This is a genomic window from Frankia sp. CgMI4 (genome assembly GCF_001756285.1).
Lineage (GTDB): Bacteria > Actinomycetota > Actinomycetes > Frankiales > Frankiaceae > Frankia > Frankia casuarinae.
On sequence record NZ_MAQZ01000071.1, the window covers coordinates 1 to 16,786 of the forward strand.

At 68.6% G+C, this 16,786-nt stretch carries 15 protein-coding genes; 5 read left to right on the forward strand and 10 right to left on the reverse strand.

Annotated elements, in window-relative coordinates:
• The first annotated feature begins 109 nt into the window (after positions 1–109).
• Entirely contained in the window at positions 110–913 is an 804-nt protein-coding gene (locus Manayef4_RS12125) for a hypothetical protein (RefSeq protein ID WP_023841428.1), read from the forward strand.
• Complete coding sequence (locus Manayef4_RS12130) at positions 910–1,560, forward strand: 2'-5' RNA ligase family protein (RefSeq protein ID WP_070131670.1); 651 nt, start codon at positions 910–912, stop codon at positions 1,558–1,560. The genes Manayef4_RS12125 and Manayef4_RS12130 overlap by 4 nt, the downstream gene beginning before the upstream one ends.
• A gap of 739 nt (positions 1,561–2,299) precedes the next feature.
• On the opposite strand, the gene Manayef4_RS12135 is transcribed toward Manayef4_RS12130, so the two are convergent.
• Positions 2,300–2,821 carry a GIY-YIG nuclease family protein gene (locus Manayef4_RS12135; protein ID WP_070982392.1) on the reverse strand — a complete coding sequence of 174 codons (522 nt, stop codon included), beginning with the start codon at positions 2,819–2,821 and terminating at the stop codon, positions 2,300–2,302.
• A 176-nt stretch (positions 2,822–2,997) separates the two neighbouring features.
• On the opposite strand from Manayef4_RS12135, the gene Manayef4_RS12140 reads away from it, so the two are divergent.
• Positions 2,998–3,693, forward strand: a complete 696-nt coding sequence (locus Manayef4_RS12140) for a hypothetical protein (RefSeq protein WP_023841424.1) — start codon at positions 2,998–3,000, stop codon at positions 3,691–3,693.
• A gap of 10 nt (positions 3,694–3,703) precedes the next feature.
• Here the strand turns inward: Manayef4_RS12140 and Manayef4_RS12145 are convergent, their stop codons facing one another.
• On the reverse strand, positions 3,704–4,534 hold the full coding sequence (locus Manayef4_RS12145) for an endonuclease/exonuclease/phosphatase family protein (protein ID WP_023841423.1): 831 nt from the start codon (positions 4,532–4,534) through the stop codon (positions 3,704–3,706).
• Positions 4,531–5,631: an aldo/keto reductase gene (locus Manayef4_RS12150; protein WP_070131671.1), complete on the reverse strand. Its 1,101-nt coding sequence runs from the start codon at positions 5,629–5,631 to the stop codon at positions 4,531–4,533. The genes Manayef4_RS12145 and Manayef4_RS12150 overlap by 4 nt, the downstream gene beginning before the upstream one ends.
• Before the next feature lie 83 nt (positions 5,632–5,714).
• On the opposite strand from Manayef4_RS12150, the gene Manayef4_RS12155 reads away from it, so the two are divergent.
• A complete protein-coding gene (locus Manayef4_RS12155; RefSeq protein WP_043590383.1) occupies positions 5,715–6,335 on the forward strand; it encodes a hypothetical protein in 621 nt (206 codons plus the stop codon).
• A 19-nt stretch (positions 6,336–6,354) separates the two neighbouring features.
• On the opposite strand, the gene Manayef4_RS12160 is transcribed toward Manayef4_RS12155, so the two are convergent.
• Positions 6,355–8,493: a radical SAM protein gene (locus tag Manayef4_RS12160; RefSeq protein ID WP_083282427.1), complete on the reverse strand. Its 2,139-nt coding sequence runs from the start codon at positions 8,491–8,493 to the stop codon at positions 6,355–6,357.
• Positions 8,494–9,153: 660 nt separating this feature from the next.
• Between Manayef4_RS12160 and Manayef4_RS12165 the strand changes: the two genes are divergently transcribed.
• Positions 9,154–9,609 (forward strand): ribonucleotide reductase, encoded by a 456-nt coding sequence (locus Manayef4_RS12165; RefSeq protein WP_254665615.1) that lies wholly within the window; start codon positions 9,154–9,156, stop codon positions 9,607–9,609.
• 24 nt (positions 9,610–9,633) lie between these two features.
• Here the strand turns inward: Manayef4_RS12165 and Manayef4_RS12170 are convergent, their stop codons facing one another.
• The 6 genes from Manayef4_RS12170 to Manayef4_RS12195 form a co-directional block, all read right to left on the reverse strand.
• The gene (locus Manayef4_RS12170; RefSeq protein ID WP_070131673.1) at positions 9,634–10,770 is read right to left on the reverse strand and encodes a DUF6624 domain-containing protein; all 1,137 of its coding nucleotides are present in this window, start codon (positions 10,768–10,770) and stop codon (positions 9,634–9,636) included.
• Positions 10,767–12,344, reverse strand: a complete 1,578-nt coding sequence (locus Manayef4_RS12175; RefSeq protein WP_070131674.1) for an AMP-binding protein — start codon at positions 12,342–12,344, stop codon at positions 10,767–10,769. The genes Manayef4_RS12170 and Manayef4_RS12175 overlap by 4 nt, the downstream gene beginning before the upstream one ends.
• Positions 12,341–12,994, reverse strand: coding sequence for a hypothetical protein (locus Manayef4_RS12180; RefSeq protein WP_070131675.1), 654 nt, complete (start codon positions 12,992–12,994; stop codon positions 12,341–12,343). The genes Manayef4_RS12175 and Manayef4_RS12180 overlap by 4 nt, the downstream gene beginning before the upstream one ends.
• Positions 12,978–14,198: an AMP-binding protein gene (locus Manayef4_RS12185; RefSeq protein WP_162865127.1), complete on the reverse strand. Its 1,221-nt coding sequence runs from the start codon at positions 14,196–14,198 to the stop codon at positions 12,978–12,980. Before Manayef4_RS12185 ends, Manayef4_RS12180 begins: the two co-directional genes overlap by 17 nt.
• Before the next feature lie 77 nt (positions 14,199–14,275).
• Positions 14,276–15,364: a TauD/TfdA family dioxygenase gene (locus tag Manayef4_RS12190; protein ID WP_023841414.1), complete on the reverse strand. Its 1,089-nt coding sequence runs from the start codon at positions 15,362–15,364 to the stop codon at positions 14,276–14,278.
• A gap of 44 nt (positions 15,365–15,408) precedes the next feature.
• Complete coding sequence (locus Manayef4_RS12195; RefSeq protein WP_070131699.1) at positions 15,409–16,776, reverse strand: dehydrogenase; 1,368 nt, start codon at positions 16,774–16,776, stop codon at positions 15,409–15,411.
• Positions 16,777–16,786 lie beyond the last annotated feature (10 nt).

Below are 16,786 nucleotides of genomic sequence, written 5' to 3' on the forward strand. Positions count from 1 at the left end.
CCGGCCAACATCAGGACCACAGGCGTCCCGCGGCCGGACTCAAATTCTCATACGAAAGGGTGGCGGCCACGCCGCCCTGGCTGCTCTTGTCGTACGCCAGCGGAAGGTCGTGCAGACCCTCATCGAGGGCTGGCAGACGTCCCGGGACCGAGTCCGGCTGCTGCGGGCCGCGGGGCGGCTGTCGGGGCTGGCCGGCTATATGGCGGTGAACCTCGGGGACTTCCCACTCGCGCGCGCCTACTGCGTGGAGGCGTTCACCCTTGCGGTGGCCGTCGAGGACAGCGATCTGGCGGCCTGGGTACGGGGCACCGAAAGCCTGTGCGCCTACTACGCCGGTGACTACCGGCTGGCGTTGGAACGGGCCCGAGAGGGGCAGATCCACGCCGCGGGCGGGCCGCAGGCGATCCGGCTGGCGATCAACGGCGAAGCCCGCGCCCTGGGCCAGCTCGGTGACCGCGACGGTGTGCGGGAAGCCGTCGGCCGCGCGTTCGACCTCGCCGAGGACGCCGAGCTACCCGAGGGCATGTCGCCGTGCATCTCCTTCGGCGCCTACAGCCTCGCGCGGATCGCGGCGAACGCCGCGACCGCCCACGTCGGCACCGGCGACACCGCCCTCGTCCAGAGCTACGCCCAGACCGCCAGCAGCATGCCGGGCGCCGACCGTTCCCGGTGGAGCGATGTCCTGATCACCCTCGATGTCGCCACCGCGCTGACGGCCGGCGCCGACCCCGACCCGGAACACAGCGCCGCGCTCGGCGTCGAGGCCCTCACCCGCGCCGGTGCCGCCCCGATCGAGTCGATCCGCCAACGCGGCCAGGAACTGGCCCGCCGCACCGCGCCCTGGCGGACCCTGCCCGCCGTCGCTGAACTCGCCGAGGTGACCCAGACGCTGCCCCGCGGCGCGTCACGGTGAGCGAGCACGATCCGGTCCACGACGACTGGGAACGCTTCCGAGTCCTACCCTCCATGACCGACCACTGGGATCGGCCCGGCTGGACCCCGGGCCGGAGCAGCTTCCACTGGTTCCTGACCTTCGACAGCGCCGCGCTACGCGACCTCGCCGCGACCTGCCAGCAGCAGCTGCACGACCTCGCCTGTCTCGACCCGGTACCCGCCGACGGGCTGCACCTCACCGTGCGCCGGCTCGCGTTCACCGACGAGATCGACCCCGCCACCCTCGCCGCGGTCACCCGCCGGGTCGCCGAACAGTGCGGTCACCAGCCGGCGTTCCGGCTGCGGGTCGGACCGCTGRCAGGATCGAACGGCGCGGTCCGCTTCACCGTCACCCCCTGGGAACCCTTGATCAGACTGCGGGACTCCCTGGACGACGTGTCCACCGCCTGCGGCCTGCCCGCCGTGAAACGGCGTTTCCGTCCGCACATCGGCATCGCCTACTGCAACCGCGACACGCCCGCGGAACCGATCATCCACCGGGTCGCGGGGCTGCGTGACCTGCCCCCCGCCGAGGTCTCCGTAGCCGATCTACGGTTGGTGCGGCTGTACCGCGAAGGCCGGACCTACCAGTGGGACACCGCGACCGTTGCCCCTCTGAGCGCCTGACACGTCTCGTCTGGTCGCCCGGGTCGGACGACGCGGCGGGGCTGCAACGAGGGTGCAGGCCGGTGGTTAGGGCCGGGTGAGGGCCAGCTGAGCGAGGCCGACCAGGACAGCAAAGATCTCGGCCAGATCTGCCGGCACCCGCTGGCTCGCATCCCCCGCAAGGAAGACCCGGACAATTCTGATCRCGGGCGGGGCTCGACGGTTCTCCCCAGCCCGGCGACGAGGTCTGCCCAGATCGGAGGAACTCCTCAAACCCGCGCAGGATGTCCACCCGGACTTGATTGGCTCTTGACGCTGCGTAGGAGGCGAGGTCCGCAGCAGGTGTACCCGCCGGTGTCTGCTGATTGAGGCTGCGCTGGAGCACACGGGTAGCGTGCGCGGCGCTGTCCAGGGCGTCCACGGCTTCGACGTGAACCTCATCCAGGAGGCCATGCAGCTCTGGGTCGTGGGCGAACGCGTCGAGGCGCAGCGTGCGGTAGGTGAGGAGGATCGCGCCCGGACAATCCGCGGGGCGTCGAGCATGAGCGTCCAGACGTTCAGGTGGCGGCGAGGTCGGATTCGCGGCGAGGAAGGCCACGGCGGTCGGGGCCAGGTCATCGACGGGCATGGTCGCGTCGATGACCTGGCCCCGACTCCCTTGTCCACCACTCGGCGCGCTTCCGTCGATGTCGTCGCTGGCAGGCCGAGTGACTCGACGGACGCGTGGACGGCCGGTATGAACGCCGAAATGGCGATTCCGCTAGTGAATGCCCTGGATGTTGAGGGTCGGCTGGTACTCCTCGATCAGCCGTCCTTCGGTGCGGTCCATCTGACGGCCGTCCCGACATCGGATCACCGTGACCCGCTGGACGCGGTAGCGCCTCGTCGAGTCGCTCATGTGCTGGCCGAGCCGGGCCAGGATGTTGGTCGACTTCCCCACGTAGAGCGGTCTGTCGGGGTCGGTCCCCCAAAGCAGGTAGACGAAGCAGCCGTGCGGGTTGAACTCCCTGTCCACGGCGGTGACGACCAGGTTCGCGAGCGCGTTGCGCACCCGTGACTCGACGACTCGAAGCACTCGCGTGTGGGCGCGCTCGGTGCGTTCTCGTCGTTCGGTCTCGACGGTGATGCGCAGCGCGGCCTCCTCCGCCAGCGCCTTGACAGCCACCAGCTCAGGTGCGATCGCGTCGAGTACGGCATCTGGGTCGGACACCAGTCCGTGCGCAGCAGCTCGCCGGATCGCGATCTTTATGCAGGTATGCGCGTCGCGAAGATCTCCGATCACGTCGTCCGACGATTGGCGTACAGGCGCAGCCAAGCCCTGATGCGTACAGGACATACCTGCCGTRTCGGTCATTGCGCGACGTTAGTCCGGCGCACCGACAGATCCGCCCATCGCCACAGGAGTCGTCGGCATCTGCACCTGGCGGAGGAGATGGCCGCAGACCGTACGCTGGGCAGATGACCTTGAAAGCGCGTCTACGGGGCCGGGAGACCGACCTCGCCCTGCTCTCGCGGGTGCTGCCCACGGGTGACACTCAGGTCTCCTGCGACGAGGAGGGCTATTACCTCACCTCGACAGCGGTGGACCACCGGCCCGAGGACACGGACTTCTACGAGGCAGCGGCCGAGGTGCTCGCCTGGGTCAACGGCATCGGTTGGCTGAACGGCACCGACTTCCACGCCGTCGAGCTGACCGGGATGTACGACGACGGTGATCGACGTCACGCCGTCCTCACGCCTGAGACAATTAGGTGTACTACCCAATTCGGGAAGGTCGTTGTAGGAGGAGACGCGGTGGCCTCCGAGCCGCCACCGCCGCCAGGCCCGCCGCAGGCGGCTGCCGCGGCCCGCGGTCCGGCGCTCGCGGAGGCCCTGGCGATGCTCGGCCGGGCCACGCACCTTGGGTGGGTCGAGCTCTACAAGGTGTGGGAGATCGTGCAGGACGGCCGCGACCCGATTGCCCTCGGCTGGGTAACGAAAGCCGAGAAGCAGGCGTTCAAGCAGGCCGCGAACCATCCCGGTATCAGCGGACAGGCCGCACGGCACGCCAGGATGCCCGGCACCCCGAGCAAGACATCGGCCATGAGCCTCACCGAAGGACGAGCCCTCATACGACGAGTGATCCTCGCCTGGATCGCGGCGGAATCGATCTGACGCCGGCGGACTACGACTGGAGATGCCGGGGAGCAACGACAGCGGCGACGGCCATCGCCGCGTGGTCGCTGAGGCCCTCGTGGCGGGGGGCATGGAGGTAGTCGCACCGGGTCAGGTCGAGTCGGTCGTGGGTGAGGAAGGTGTGGTCGAAGCGGTAGCCGTTGCCGCCGCGGCCGTACCAGCTGTGGCCCGGGGTGGTGGGTTGCAGGGTGCGGTAGGCGTCGATGAGGCCGGTGTCGGTGAAGGAGCGGTAGAAGTCGTATTCCCAGCGGCCGAAGACTGGATAGTGCGGGACGTGRCCGGGTTCGACGACGTTGAGGTCGCCGGTGACCACGACGGGCCCGTCGAAGCCGGCAAGGACGTCGGGCAGGGCCCGGGTGACCGCGTGTTGGAAGGCGCGCTTGTTCTCGTTGCGGCGTGCGGCCGGTCCGCGGGACGGGACGTAGAGGCCGACCAGACGTAGGCGCTGTCCATCGATCCGCAGGTCCACGACGGGTGCGCGGTGGGCAAGAACGTCGATGCCCGTGGCCACAGGTTCGAGGGGCGCGTTGCGGGAGGCGATGACCGTGCTGTAGTCGGGCGCGCCCGGCCGTGGGGCGTGGATGTGGGCGTAGCCGTGCTGCGCGAGTGCGTCGAGCAGGGTGTGGCCGCCGGGTCCGTGGCCGACCTCGGTGAGCACGACGACGTCCGCGTCGGTCTGCTGTCCGAGCCAGGCGGCTTGGCGGCGGGCCCGGTCGGGTGCGGCGTGCTGGGCGTTGAAGGTGACCAGCCGCAGCTCGGTCGTGGCCGCGGGAGCGACCGGTGCGGGCGGGTTTGGGAACAGGGCCTGCTGGGGGTTCATGCGGGTGGCGCCGTTTCGTCGAGGAAGACCTCGCCAGCGGCGTCGAGGTCCTGCTGGAGCTGGCCGAGGGTGGCCCGGACGAAGGTGAGGTCGTCGGCGGACAGGGGTGTGTCGAGGGCGGTGAGGTTCTCGCGGATCTGGTCGGGGGTGGTGAAGCCGACGAGCACGGCCGCGTTGTCGGCGCGCTGAAGGCTGTAGGCCAGCACCACCCGGGCCAGGTCCTGAGTCGACGGGCCGAACCGGTCGCGCAGGGGCGCGAGCCCACGGTCGACGACCGCGAGTGCGTCAGGGGTGTACCAGCGTTTGCGTCGCCGGTGATCCCCGTCGCCGAAACGGGGTGGACGGCGCGGGTCGTATTTGCCGGTGAGCAGGCCCTGGCCGAGCGGCTTGTTGATCAGAATGCTGGTGTGATTTTCGGCGGCGAGGGTGAAGATGTCCTGTTCGCCGGCAGGTGCGGGCGGGGTCAGCGGGTTGTGGCGGACAGCGAGGAAGTCAGGACGGACGCGGTCGAACAGGGCCCGGAACCGGGCGTGTTTGTCCGGCCGGGCGGATCGTGGCTGGGTGAGCCGGTGAGGGGCGTAGCGGTGCGGGCCGCGCATGCCGACGCAGCGGACCAGGCCCTGGCGTTGAAAGTCACCCATCTGGGCGATCGCGTCGTCGAGGTAGCGGTCGTCGGGGCCGAACTCGCTGGTGTGGAAGAAGTAGATGTCGAGCCGGTCGGTGCGCAGGTTCTCCAGGCTGGTCTCCAGCTGGCGGCGCATCGCGGAGGGCTGGTAGGCGTGGGCGGCGGTCCCGGCGAAGTAACCGACCTTGGACGACAGCACGAGACTGTCCCGGTCGACCTGGGAGACGAGGTGGCCGAGGAGGCGTTCGGAGTGGCCGTGGCCGTAGACGTCGGCGGTGTCGAACAGGTTCGCGCCCAGGGTGTAGGCGAGTTCCAGTCCTGCGAGGGAGGCGCGGTCGTCGGCGGTGGACCAGCCGATCGGCAGGCCCAGGTTGTGGTCCGGTCCGCCGATGGCCCAGCAGCCGACGCCGACGGGGTGGACCGTCAGCCCGCCGGCGAGCGTCCGGGCGGTCAGAAGATTCGGTGCCGTCATCTCGTTCCCCTCGTTGTCCGCCGGCGATCTCTGGGATCGACCTGTGTGTGAACGCTGCTGGCTGTGACGTTAGGGTCACCGGCATGACGACTCCGGACCCTGCCACCCTGCTGGACCTGGATGCGATCAGGGCGAAGGGGTGGGCCGACCGTAGCGACTTCCCCGACGCCGAGTTCGACCGGGCCGCGGCGTTCTACGCGGCGATGCGCGCCCACGACGAGCGACTGCACGCGGTGCGCGCGCAGGCGTCGGACCTCATCGAGCGCTGGACCGGGCACCGGCCGCGGGACGTCGGCTCGTTCGGCACCCGGTTGAACCTGGAGACCTCGGATCTGGACCTGGGCATCGGCTACCCGGTGGAACGCCGTGCCGAGCTGATGGCCACGCTCGACGGGAACGCTCGTTTCCTCGGTGAGCGCTACACCAGCTTCTCCACCACCCGGCTGGTATTCACCTTCGCCGTGGACGACGTGGAGATCGACCTGAGCGCGCTCACGGTGGACGACTTCGCGGTCGCCTGCCGGATGCTCGACCAGATCGACACCGCGATGAGCCACGACGAGCGGGTCTGCCACACCTGGGTCAAGCACCTGCTGCGCGCGACCGGCCGGCTGGAGGACTACGCGGCGTGGAAGCTGGTGACCTACGCCCGGTTCTGCCCGGAGTTCAACTGGGTGCCGATCCCGGAGAAGACCGGCGGTTGACCGGCCGCGGGTCGGYGGGTCAGCTGGCACAGGAGTCCGCCGCGTTGATCAGCGTCCAGCCRCTGGCCGCCGACCACCGTCGGTACTCGACGGTGAGTAGCTCCGCGTGCTCACGGTCGAGAGCGGGCAGCAGGTCGTGCACGGTAGTCGCGAGCTCGCCCCGGAGCAGGGTGAGGCGCTTCTCAACCTGCTGCCAGATCCGGGCGTCCAGGGTCGCCTCGGCAGCCGGATCGTGGCAGAGCGGCTGGGCGTCGACTTCAATGATCAGGTCGCCGAGTACCGTGTAGCTGGCGTCCTTGAGGACGCTGCGGGCCTCGCGTACCTGGCGGCGTGGGTCGCCGTCGAGGACCTTCTCCAGCGACTTGAAGGTGTAGTCGAGGGCGAAGTGCCGGTCGACCCAGCGCTGAGCCCAGCCGGCAACGGCCCCGATTCGCCAGTCGGCGTAGCGGGCCTCCACCCGGCCCATGCTCGGCGTCACCGCACCGGCGAGGYCGGCGTGCTGGACTTGGCGGGTGTAGGCGRCACCGATCAGGCATTCCATGCCGACCAGCAGGTAGGAGATCCCCTGGTAGAACGGCCTGCCCACGCTGGCCGTCGCGACAAAGCTGCTGTCCCTCACGCCGCGCGCGACCTCGGCGGCGGGAAGATCCGGTCGTGGGGCCAGGAGCAGGTCGGTGCGGCCCTGGAACGCGTGGGTGGCTTTCAGCTCGTCGAGGGTCATCAGCGGGTCGAAGGTGATGTAGGTGAACCGGGTCGGCACGCCGAGCACGGACAGGGTCCGGACCGCCAGCACGTTCTGGTCGCCGCTCGTCCCCTTCGCRAACCGCTCCAGGACGCTGTCCACCCCGGACTCGACACCCAACAGCATCCGCCGCAGACCCCAGGCGACCAGCATCCGCCACATCTCGGCGCGCTCGGCATGCCAACCGAGGTCCCGGTCCGGGTCGACGACCTGGTCGATGCGGCAGCTGGACTCCCAGCCGAAGCCCGCCCCGCGCAGCAGACCGGCCAGCCGCAKCGCCCGGCCCGGGGCATCGGGGCCGCGGCCGAGGAACTCCTCGTCGACCAGGTACAACGTCCGCGACACCCGCGGGTAGCGGTCGAAGACCGCGCCCAGCTCGCCCAGCAGCCACGGCAGCCGCTCGACACCGGCACCCGACCAGGCTCCCTTGTGATCGCGGGGGCAGAACGAGCAGTAGCTGGTACAGCCCCGGCTGGTCTCCAACTGTGCGACACCGTGACGGTCCAACGTCGCCGGCAGCAGATCGAGCTCGGGAACGACATTCGCTGTCACGTCCCGGACGACGGGTTTCGCGGTTCGCCGCCGTCCGACCGCCAGCCCGCCCCCACGGGGCGCTCCCACGTAGCCGAGCGCGGGGAYCTCGTCGAGGCCGCCGTCGCCGTGCCAGTGCGCCAGCAGGGCGCTGATCGTCGCTTCCCCACCCGCCCTGGCGACCAACAACTGGGGAAACCGGTCCAGCAGAACCCGCTCGACCCTGGCGGTGAGACTGCCACCGGCGACGACGAGCGGCGGATCAACGTTGGCGTAGACCACCTCCAGCAGGCGGGTGAGCAGGTCGTACTGGCCGAACGTCGCGGAGACCCCGAGGACGTCCGGCCGGTCCGCCTCGACGCGAGCGATCAGGTCGTCGAGGGGGASACCGAGCTGCATGTCTGCCAGCGACACCGTGCCGAGCAGTGTTCCCCGGGCCGCGCGCGCCACCGTGCTGATGCCCAGCGGGAACCGCGGCAGCGGAAACGTCTSCGGGTGATAGAGCGCCGCCAGGAGAACATTGGGACGCGACAGCCGGCGCACGGCATCCTCGGCCAGCATGGCCAATGACAGCGACGATCCTGGATCTTCGATGACGACCGACTCTCGCGCCCACGGGGGCCAGGCCCGGGAACGGTGCGGCTGACCGGACAGATCCGCGACGACCCACCGATCGTCGAGCCGTTCGACGAAGACCAGACGGCGGTCAAGCGTGCCCGCGACCCGGACTCGGCCCACCTCGTCCGCGAAGCGTCGTTCCACCCAGCCGCGCAGCGCACCGGGATCCAGAAAAAGATCACTCTGAGGTGGCGTGGGGGCTGAACTCGCGCCAGCGAGGCGCAGGGCAGCGGACAGCCGGGCGAAGGGCTCATGCGGATGCTGCATGGACTTTGCCTCCGGACGGACGGTGCCGAAGCCCTGCCCTGAGGCTTCCAAAAGGTTTCGGCGGTTGTAAAGGTCCTGTCACTGTCCGCGACCTGGCGACATGAGTCATTCCCCGTACTGCGAAGAAGTTCTTCGGTACCGAAAAGGGCCTCCACCTGCGTAAACAGCGGAGCCGGGCCGCGTTACTTCCAGCGTGACCGGGCCTGCAGGGCGACTCACTGGTGAGAGGTGAGTGCCTGTCGCAGCGGACGCGTCGAGGCTCCCGCGAAGCAGGCTGGATTCATCGCCGGAGAAGTCGGCGGGGCCGATCTCGCAAAGCCCCGGTTCCTCTTCGYCTCCCCCGGGCTCGTGGCTGAGACATGCGGGCGCGAGCCCCCGATGTGGGCAGGTCGCGACTGGCGCGGTCGGAAGAAGTCGGACACGCCGAGCCTCGACGTCGAGAGGGGATGACCGTTGCCCTATGCTGACCTCTCGGCCGCACCACAACATCTGGCGCCCCTCGCTATGTAGTGACGCTATCTGTTGTGATCATTACTRGATGTAGCTCGTCAGAATGAACATGTCGATCGAGAGGAACGCGCCGTGGTTGACGCGACGTCGACGATGGGAACCCGTACGCCCAGTGGCGTGGCACGGCGGGCGCCACGCCATCGTCAGTCCATGACGAGAGCCTTCACGGTTGGGGGCGCCTACGGCTTCATCATCGCGTCTCTGCATACCGACGGTTCGCTGGCGGACGTCAATCTGATCATGGCGAAGCAGGGATCCACCTTGCGTGGAATGACCGAGACCGTCTCGTCGGCGATCTCGACCGGTCTGRCACACGGAGTGCCGCTGGCGACATACGTTCGGCAGTTCGCTGACCTGCGGTTCGAGCCCGCGGGAATGACGGACGATCCGGAGATCCCGCGAGCTCTGTCGATCATCGACTATGTGGTCAGGCGGCTGGCGCTGGATTTCCTGCCGCTGGAGGATCGCACTGCGTTGGGCGTCCTCACGCCGCTGGAGCACGCCGAACTCGCGGCCGAGTCGGCACCACCGCCGCCCGCGTCGTCGAACACGCCGCAGTCGCCGAGATTCGCGCCTTTCGACATCCCCGTCCAGGTCTCCTACTGAAGCGCGTCGGCCTGACGGGCCGCCTCAGGCCGCGTCGGTAAGCGCACGACATGCTGCTGCCAGGGCACTGTCTATGTCATTACTGATTGTGACGGACRGCAGCATGTCGAAGCTGCACTGCGGTGAGCCCTTGGCGATGATCACGGGTTTGCCGTAGGCGAGTGCACAGCCGATCTCGGTCGTGACGCCGTCGCTGCGCCGGCTGAGCGGGTAGGCGAGGAGAAGTCGGGCGCGGGCGATGTCGTCGATGCAGAGTTGGGCCGCGAGCTGGTTGAGGACGATGCCCGCGTCGAACTGGCTGCTGGGTCGCGTGAGGGGGTCGAGATCGATCCAGCGAGCGGTGGATTCCAGGGGCGGTGGCATGCGGGCGCGGACGCGCCGGATTTCCTCCCGGTCACGCAGCGTCGCCGCAAGGTAGACATCGTGACGGTTGGCAGAGTCTTCCGCGGGACTGTGCGTCGTCGGCTGCGGGGCGCGTGGTGGCGGCAGGACGGCGATGGTGGCCGGTGCCGGCGGGTTGACGGGTGCGCTGCGGGCCTGCCGGTAGGGGGTGATCGGGCAGTAGGCGTAGGGCGTGTCGTCGGCCAGAGTCGGCAGTCCGATTCGCTGCCGCTCATCGTCGACCTTGCTGATTTCGGCGGTGGGGTAAAGAAAGCATGGGCGGTCGTCACGGACGAGGACGAACGTTCCGTACCGCTGCTCCTCGCCGCGCAGGGATCGGTCCCGGTCGGTCAGAAGCGCCAGATGCCGAGGGTCTGCTCCGCGATTTTTCCAGGCGTCCGCCATGTCACGGAGAAGGTCGCGGCGGGTCTCGGTCTCGGTGTCGGAGTGTTGGAGTAGCAGCCAGGCGGCGTCGCGGGCCGCGGGGTGGCTTGGAGGCGGCCAACCCCATCGGCTCAGTGACGCGAGGACCTGCGCGGTCGCGGCGGTGGAGACAGCTGCGTAGGCGGCGAGTTCGGGTGTGCCGGCGGTGAGGTGCGCGGCCCTGCTCGGGAGCAGCGTCAGGGGCAGAGGCCAGTCGGGGTAGTTCAGGGCCGCGGCGACCTGAGATTCGAGCTGGGAGTCGGTGACGAGCCGGGTCAGGACGGCGAGGAGCGCCTGCTGTTCCTGCTCGGCGAGCGCGATGAGGTCAGCCCACGCGGTGATGTCGGGTGTTGTCATGAGCTGGCCTCCTGGTCGCTGAGGAGCTGGCGGGCGCAGACGAGGTCGACCTTCCCCGCCGGGGTTCGGGGTATGGCGGCAACGACCCGGACCACCCGTGGGATCTTGTAGCCGGCGAGGTCGCCGCGGATGTCGCCGAGCACCTGCGCGAGTCTGCCTCCAGCGCGGAGCTGCAGGACGCAGCCGACGGCGCTGCCGAGCCGCGTGTCGGGAACGGCGAGGACAGCGGCATCGGCGACATGGGGATGGGCGAGGAGCGCGGCAGCGACCTCGGGGGCGTAGACCTTCTCGCCGCCGGTGTTGATGCAGTCCTGCCCACGGCCGAGCAGCTCGATCTTCCGGGACGGCAGAAGTCGGACGAGATCCCCGGACAGCAGGTAGGTGCGTCCRTCATCGGAGTGGACATAGCGGTCGGCCGGAAGGGCGCCCTGAGGGTGAAGACCGGCTGGTAGCGGTTGGCGGACGGCAAMACGGCCGATTTTGCCGACGCRGGTCGGTGTTCCATCCGCGCCGAAGACCTGGGCGTGGCGGCCGAGGTCGAAGTGCCCGGTTGCCGGCACGTGCCCGGAACGGGCAAGAGACGAGCCCAGGCCGGTGGCCTCGGTGGCGCCGAAGGTCTCGACCAGCCGCAGATGCGGGAMCAGGGCGAGGAGTTCGGTTTTGGCTTCGGCGGTCCAGGGCACACCCGAGGAGGTGACGGTGCGCAGCGCCGACAGGTCGATTTCAGGGCCGGCGTGGATGATGTCGATGAGCGGGCGCGCGTAGGCGTCGCCGACGATGGCCAGGGTGTCAGCGCGGTGCCGCACGACCGCGTCGAGCACTCCGGCGGGGTCGTAGGAGGCCCCGGGCACGGTGATGACCATCCCGCCGGCGCACAGCGCGCCGAGTGCTCGGGTCAGACCCGAGCCGTGGCTCAGGGGGCTGGCGACGACGATACGAGCGTCGGCCAGAGCCAGGGCGGTCCGCGCGGGAGAACGGGTCAGGTCATGGCGCGCCCAGGGGTTGTGGGCGTTGAGATTGTTGAGGATGTCGGCGACGCGCCAGGCCACGGCCTGAGGAGTCCCGGTGGTTCCACCCGTACATTTGATCATGATGCACTCAGTTGATTCATCCCGCGGCGGCACCGAGGAGAGGCGCTCGGCTGCGCTGGCCACGAGCAGTGGATAAGCGCCAAGCGGTCGGATCTGTGTTTCCTCGCGGAGACGGTCGCCGGCGTGGAGCGCGGCGATGTGAGAGCCGGAGTCCGGGTCGGAGATCGTCGCGGCGGGTTGCAGGAGGCGGAGCAGCTGGTCGAGTTCACGGGAGCGGTAGCGCGGGTTGAGCTGTGCGGGTGTCGCGCCAAGACGCAGAACGGCAGCGAGGCTGACGAGATGCTCAGGGATGTTGGGCAGGCAGAGGGCGACGACCTGACCGGGTGTCACTCCTCGCTGGCGCAGGTCGTCCGCGACGGCCGCTGCCGCCGTGTCGAACTCCGCYCAGGTCCACGCCAGGTCGCGGTGGACCAGCGCGGTCGTGTGGGGCTGCAGTGTCGTGATGTGCTGCCAGAGGGCCGTGAGGGTCCATGAGGTCGTCATGACATCTGCCTGGCCGTGACGGGGGCAAGGTCGTCGACGGTGCGGCGGATGAGATCGGTGTGCGGGGCGGCTTCCCAGTCCCAGGTGCCGTCCTCCAGCCGCGGGTCGAGCGTGGCGACGACCTGCCGCAACYGAATGCGCGGCTGTGTGTCGGTGGGGACCGGGAAGACGGCCAGTACGCCACTTTGATCGCGAACGGTGATGTAGGAGTGGGCGGGGTTGGCGGGGAGGTCGGCGAGGGAGGCGATGGGGTACCCGGTGAGCCGGTCCGCCAGCCAGCCGTGCAGATCCGCCGTGGTGGGCAGGAGATGGAGGTGCCCATGTTCGATCCGGCGCTGCCCGGCGGCGTTCAGGCCGTACTCGAAGCCGAGCACCGGGCTGTCGTACCGCTCGGCGAGCCGCCCAGCCATCTCGCGCATCRGTGCGTCGACGCCGGCTCGGGCATCCCGATCGAGACCTCCGAGAGACAGGACATGGGCCCTGGGGACGAGGAGCAGGTAGYCGGCCGTGTAGGCCCCGATGGTCGGGATCGCACAGGCATGCGCATTCGCCGCGAGGRCGCGAGGTTGCGCCCTGGCCAGATGCCGCTGCAACGCGCAGTCGATCACGGCCGGGTCGAGAGCGGCGCAGAGGTCACAGATCGACGGCATGGGCAGTCGCCTCCGGCGGACTGGGACGGATCAGGTCAAGACGGACGGGGCGCTCGGGCGCGGCAAGGCGGGCGGCGCAGTAGGCGTGGAGCTTCTCCGTGGTGAGCGTCAGGGCCCGTGTCTGGACCTCGGCGATCAGCCGATGGCCGTAGACGGTGTCGGGGACTGCGGACACCGTGCAGTAGTCGATCGCGGGGTGCGCGGCGAGTACTGCGTGGACGTGTGCGAGGGCGACGTTGACGCCGCCGACGATGGCCCGTCCGGCCATGGCAACGGAGGCGAGATGCAGCCGCCCTGTGCTGTCGAGATGGCCCTGGTCACCGACGGTGTGCCAGGCSCCGGGTGGTGGGCATCCCTCGGGGAGGAAATGGCTGGCGAGCCCCACGTCGCTGCGCGCCTCGACCGTGCCGACGGTCCCCGCCGGGGCCGGTGCACCGTCCGGTCCGCAGATCCGAATCTCGGCCCCGTTGATCGGGACGCCGCCTGCGGCGTCACCGATGCGGAGTGTGCCGTCGTACCCGGCGGAACCGTAGTACTCCGCGATCCGCTCGGCGCCGAACACGGCGAGAAGACGGGCACGGAGGTCGGGCGGACAGGGCTGGGAGGAATACACCAGCCTGTCCACCGAGGCGGCGGCCTGGGCGACAACGGTCTCGCCGACGTCGTCGAACAGCCGACGTAACTGGGTGGGGACCAGGAAGATCCAGCTCGGCCGATGYCGGTCCGCATATGTGACCCAGACTTCGGGGGCGTAGACCGGACAGATCACGACGGTGCCGCCGAGCAGAATCTGCCGCACGGCGAACTCGAACGGACCGTTGAGGTGTAACGGAGAACTGATCAACGCGCAGCCGTCGGGCCGCATGCTGAGCGCGAGCGCCTTCCGTGGGACGCTCGGTGGCTCCCCGTGAGTGACCAGGAGACGGTAACGACCTTCGTCGATGCCGAGGACAGCCTTCCACGGCTCGCATCCGGCGCCCGGGGTGCGCGGCAAAGTGCGCGCCAGCTCCGAGGCACCGTGGGCTGGCAGTGGCAGGGGGATTCCGCCGGCCAGCCAGGTTGCGAACACGTCGACGAGGAAGTCGACATTCGATCTGGCAGTGACGGGACGCAGCCGACGGCAGCAGTGATCGAGATTCCGTGACCTGTCGCGAGCCCGCCGGTGCAGTTCGTTGAAGGTAAGCGGGCCTGCAGAGTCGATCACCGCCGGAGCGTCGCGGCGATCATCCGCGAGGCGATCGAGAACAGCGGCAAGCTCGTGCCGCCATGGCCGCGTGCCGCTCACGCGCTTCCGCCTGCGGGGCCGGCGGGGACCGATGGCGGCGTCCAGGTGGATGCGGCGACGCGCTGGAGATCGTCGGTGAGCCATCCGCCGCGCAGGCCCCGTTCGACGGCACCGGGCCGCCGGTCGGCCACCGGCAAACTGATCCAGCATCGCAGCAGATGCCGCGCCAGCCGCGGATCGGAATCCGTGTAGGCCGTGCGGGAGTGCAGGACGCAGTGATTGTGCACGATCTGGAGATCACCGGGCTGGAGTTCCATGTCGCAGGCCAGGCGGTCCGCGACATCGTCCAGGAGGTCGAACGCGGCAAGCGCCCGCGACGACAGCGGTACGTCGGTTATCTTCTGCGTCTCCAGCAGTGTGTGCCGCACGAAGCGAGTACTGAATTGCTCGCGGTGCACGCAGAAGATCGGTGAGATGAACGTCGGTGGACCGCCAGGGATGTTCCCCCCGGCCATATGGAAGTGAAATGGCTGGTAGAGCTCGGCGACGAGGTCCGGTGCATCCGCCAGCATCGCGTTGTGCACGGCCGCAGCGGAGGCCACACGACTCAGACCACCCCGGTCGGCGGCACGCAAGCACAGCAGAAGGGCCGCGTCGGCGCCGTCGGTGTGGAACCACAGACGCTCAGCTGTCTGGTGTCCCCGCACCCGACCGTCACCGAGAGTGTGACCGGCGCGAACGTGGCGGATGAGCTGCCCGTCACGGCTCTGAGTCGCGATTCGTCCCAGCTGAGCAGCCACGCCGCGGATCAGTACGAGGCTTTCGTGTTCACTGAGTTCRTCGACCGGAAGGCTTCGGAGCACGGCAAACCCGGGCCCGTTGGTGACGGCCGCAGACAACGCGCCTAGGTGCGTGTTCAGCTGCGACAGAGAGAAATCGTCGTCCGTCAGGTCGCGGTCACGGAAAACGTCCCTAGCTGCCAGCCGTGCACTAGCTGCGCGCACTTCCGCAACCAGATCGGCACGATGGCCRTCATCGATCCGCTGAAGATAGATATCTGGGCGCAGATCCCGACCGATCCAGATCGGCGCATGGTCGGTAGAAAGCTGTACAGGGGAGAAATCTGGGTCCGTGGGATTCGCCATTGGAGCCCTCCGGATTGAAGGAACTSGCAGTTTTCGAGAGATATCTAGCGGTGCGCCTCGGCGGTGATAGCGTCGCCCGCGATCCAGCCGGTTTCGGCGGCACCGATGATTMCGCCGGTCAGTCCGGGCCCGTCGCCCACGAGATACAATCCTGGATGGCCAAGGGCTGACATATCGTCATTGACGGTGAAGCGGGACGCCCAACGCTCTACCGCCGGCCCGTAAAGGACATTCTCCGGATGGAGGATTTCAGGGCACAGGGCGGAGAGTCGGTGAAGGTATGACTGCAGGACGTGAACGATTTCGGCCGGGAATTCGGTGGTGAAGTCGCCGGGAGTAGCTGCCGGGATGCTTGGCGAAAAACCGCGTACCGCCCGGCCGGCGGCGACGTCCTCGTTCGAGAGGAAATCGCCGAGACGTTGGCTCATCAGACCGCCGTAGCGGCTGTTGATCCCGGCCACTAGCCCTCGGACATCCGCCGCGCTGAGGGGAAGCCGGCGCCCGGCCGTAGCGATGATGGCACTGTTCGAACGGTTCTCGGCGTGGGTGGAGGTCGCATGCCCGCCCACGAGCAGCAGGCCGTGATAGTCGGCAGGGACCACATTGCCGCCGTAGCACACGCAATGGGTCCGCGCCTCGACCCCGTCGGGTCCGCTCCAGATGACTTTGGGATCAGTAGCGACCTTCAGGAGAGGTGCGAGAAATTCCTTCGCCCCCTCCAATCGGAAACCGATCTTCGGTTGCGCCGGGTCACGGCGCAGGTCGAGGGCGCGGCCAACCTCCCCGAGCCACGATGCTCCTACTTTCCCGGGCGCCAGGACAACGTTGACCGCATGGACCCGCTTGAAAACTGGGCCGTCCAGCTCCAGCTCCCACCGGAAATCGCGACGTCCAGACGGGCGAAGGTCCAGACAGGTCGTACGGCAGGCGATAGTGGCATTCTCAGACAACCGCAATCTCAGCCGCTTGAGCATCCGTGGAAGCTGGTCGGTTCCTAAGTGTCGGACCGGATAGTGAACATACTCCAGGTCGGCGGTCTCGGCCAGTTTCTCCAAACCTTTTGCGGTCTCCGCGTCGGAGCCGTGAAGGTCTGCCCGTTCACCGGAACGAAGAATCTCATCGATCGCGTGCTGACGCTTCGAGACGAGAGCTGGGGGAAATCTGTGGCTGACGGTGCTCCCGATCCGCGGAGACAGGCACAGCTTCCCGTCGGAGAACAGGCCAGCGCCCCCGAAACCCCTGGTCACGACATTACGTCGATCTCCCGACCGCATGACGCCAACGCGATCGTCTACATCGTCCCCTCCGTCGAGGAGGAGAAGTCCTGGCGCAGGCACATCACTTCGGTGCGCCGCCATTAATCCGCCGGGGCCTGCCCCCACGACGACGGTATGAAACTCGCGCTCGTTCATCGTGAATATG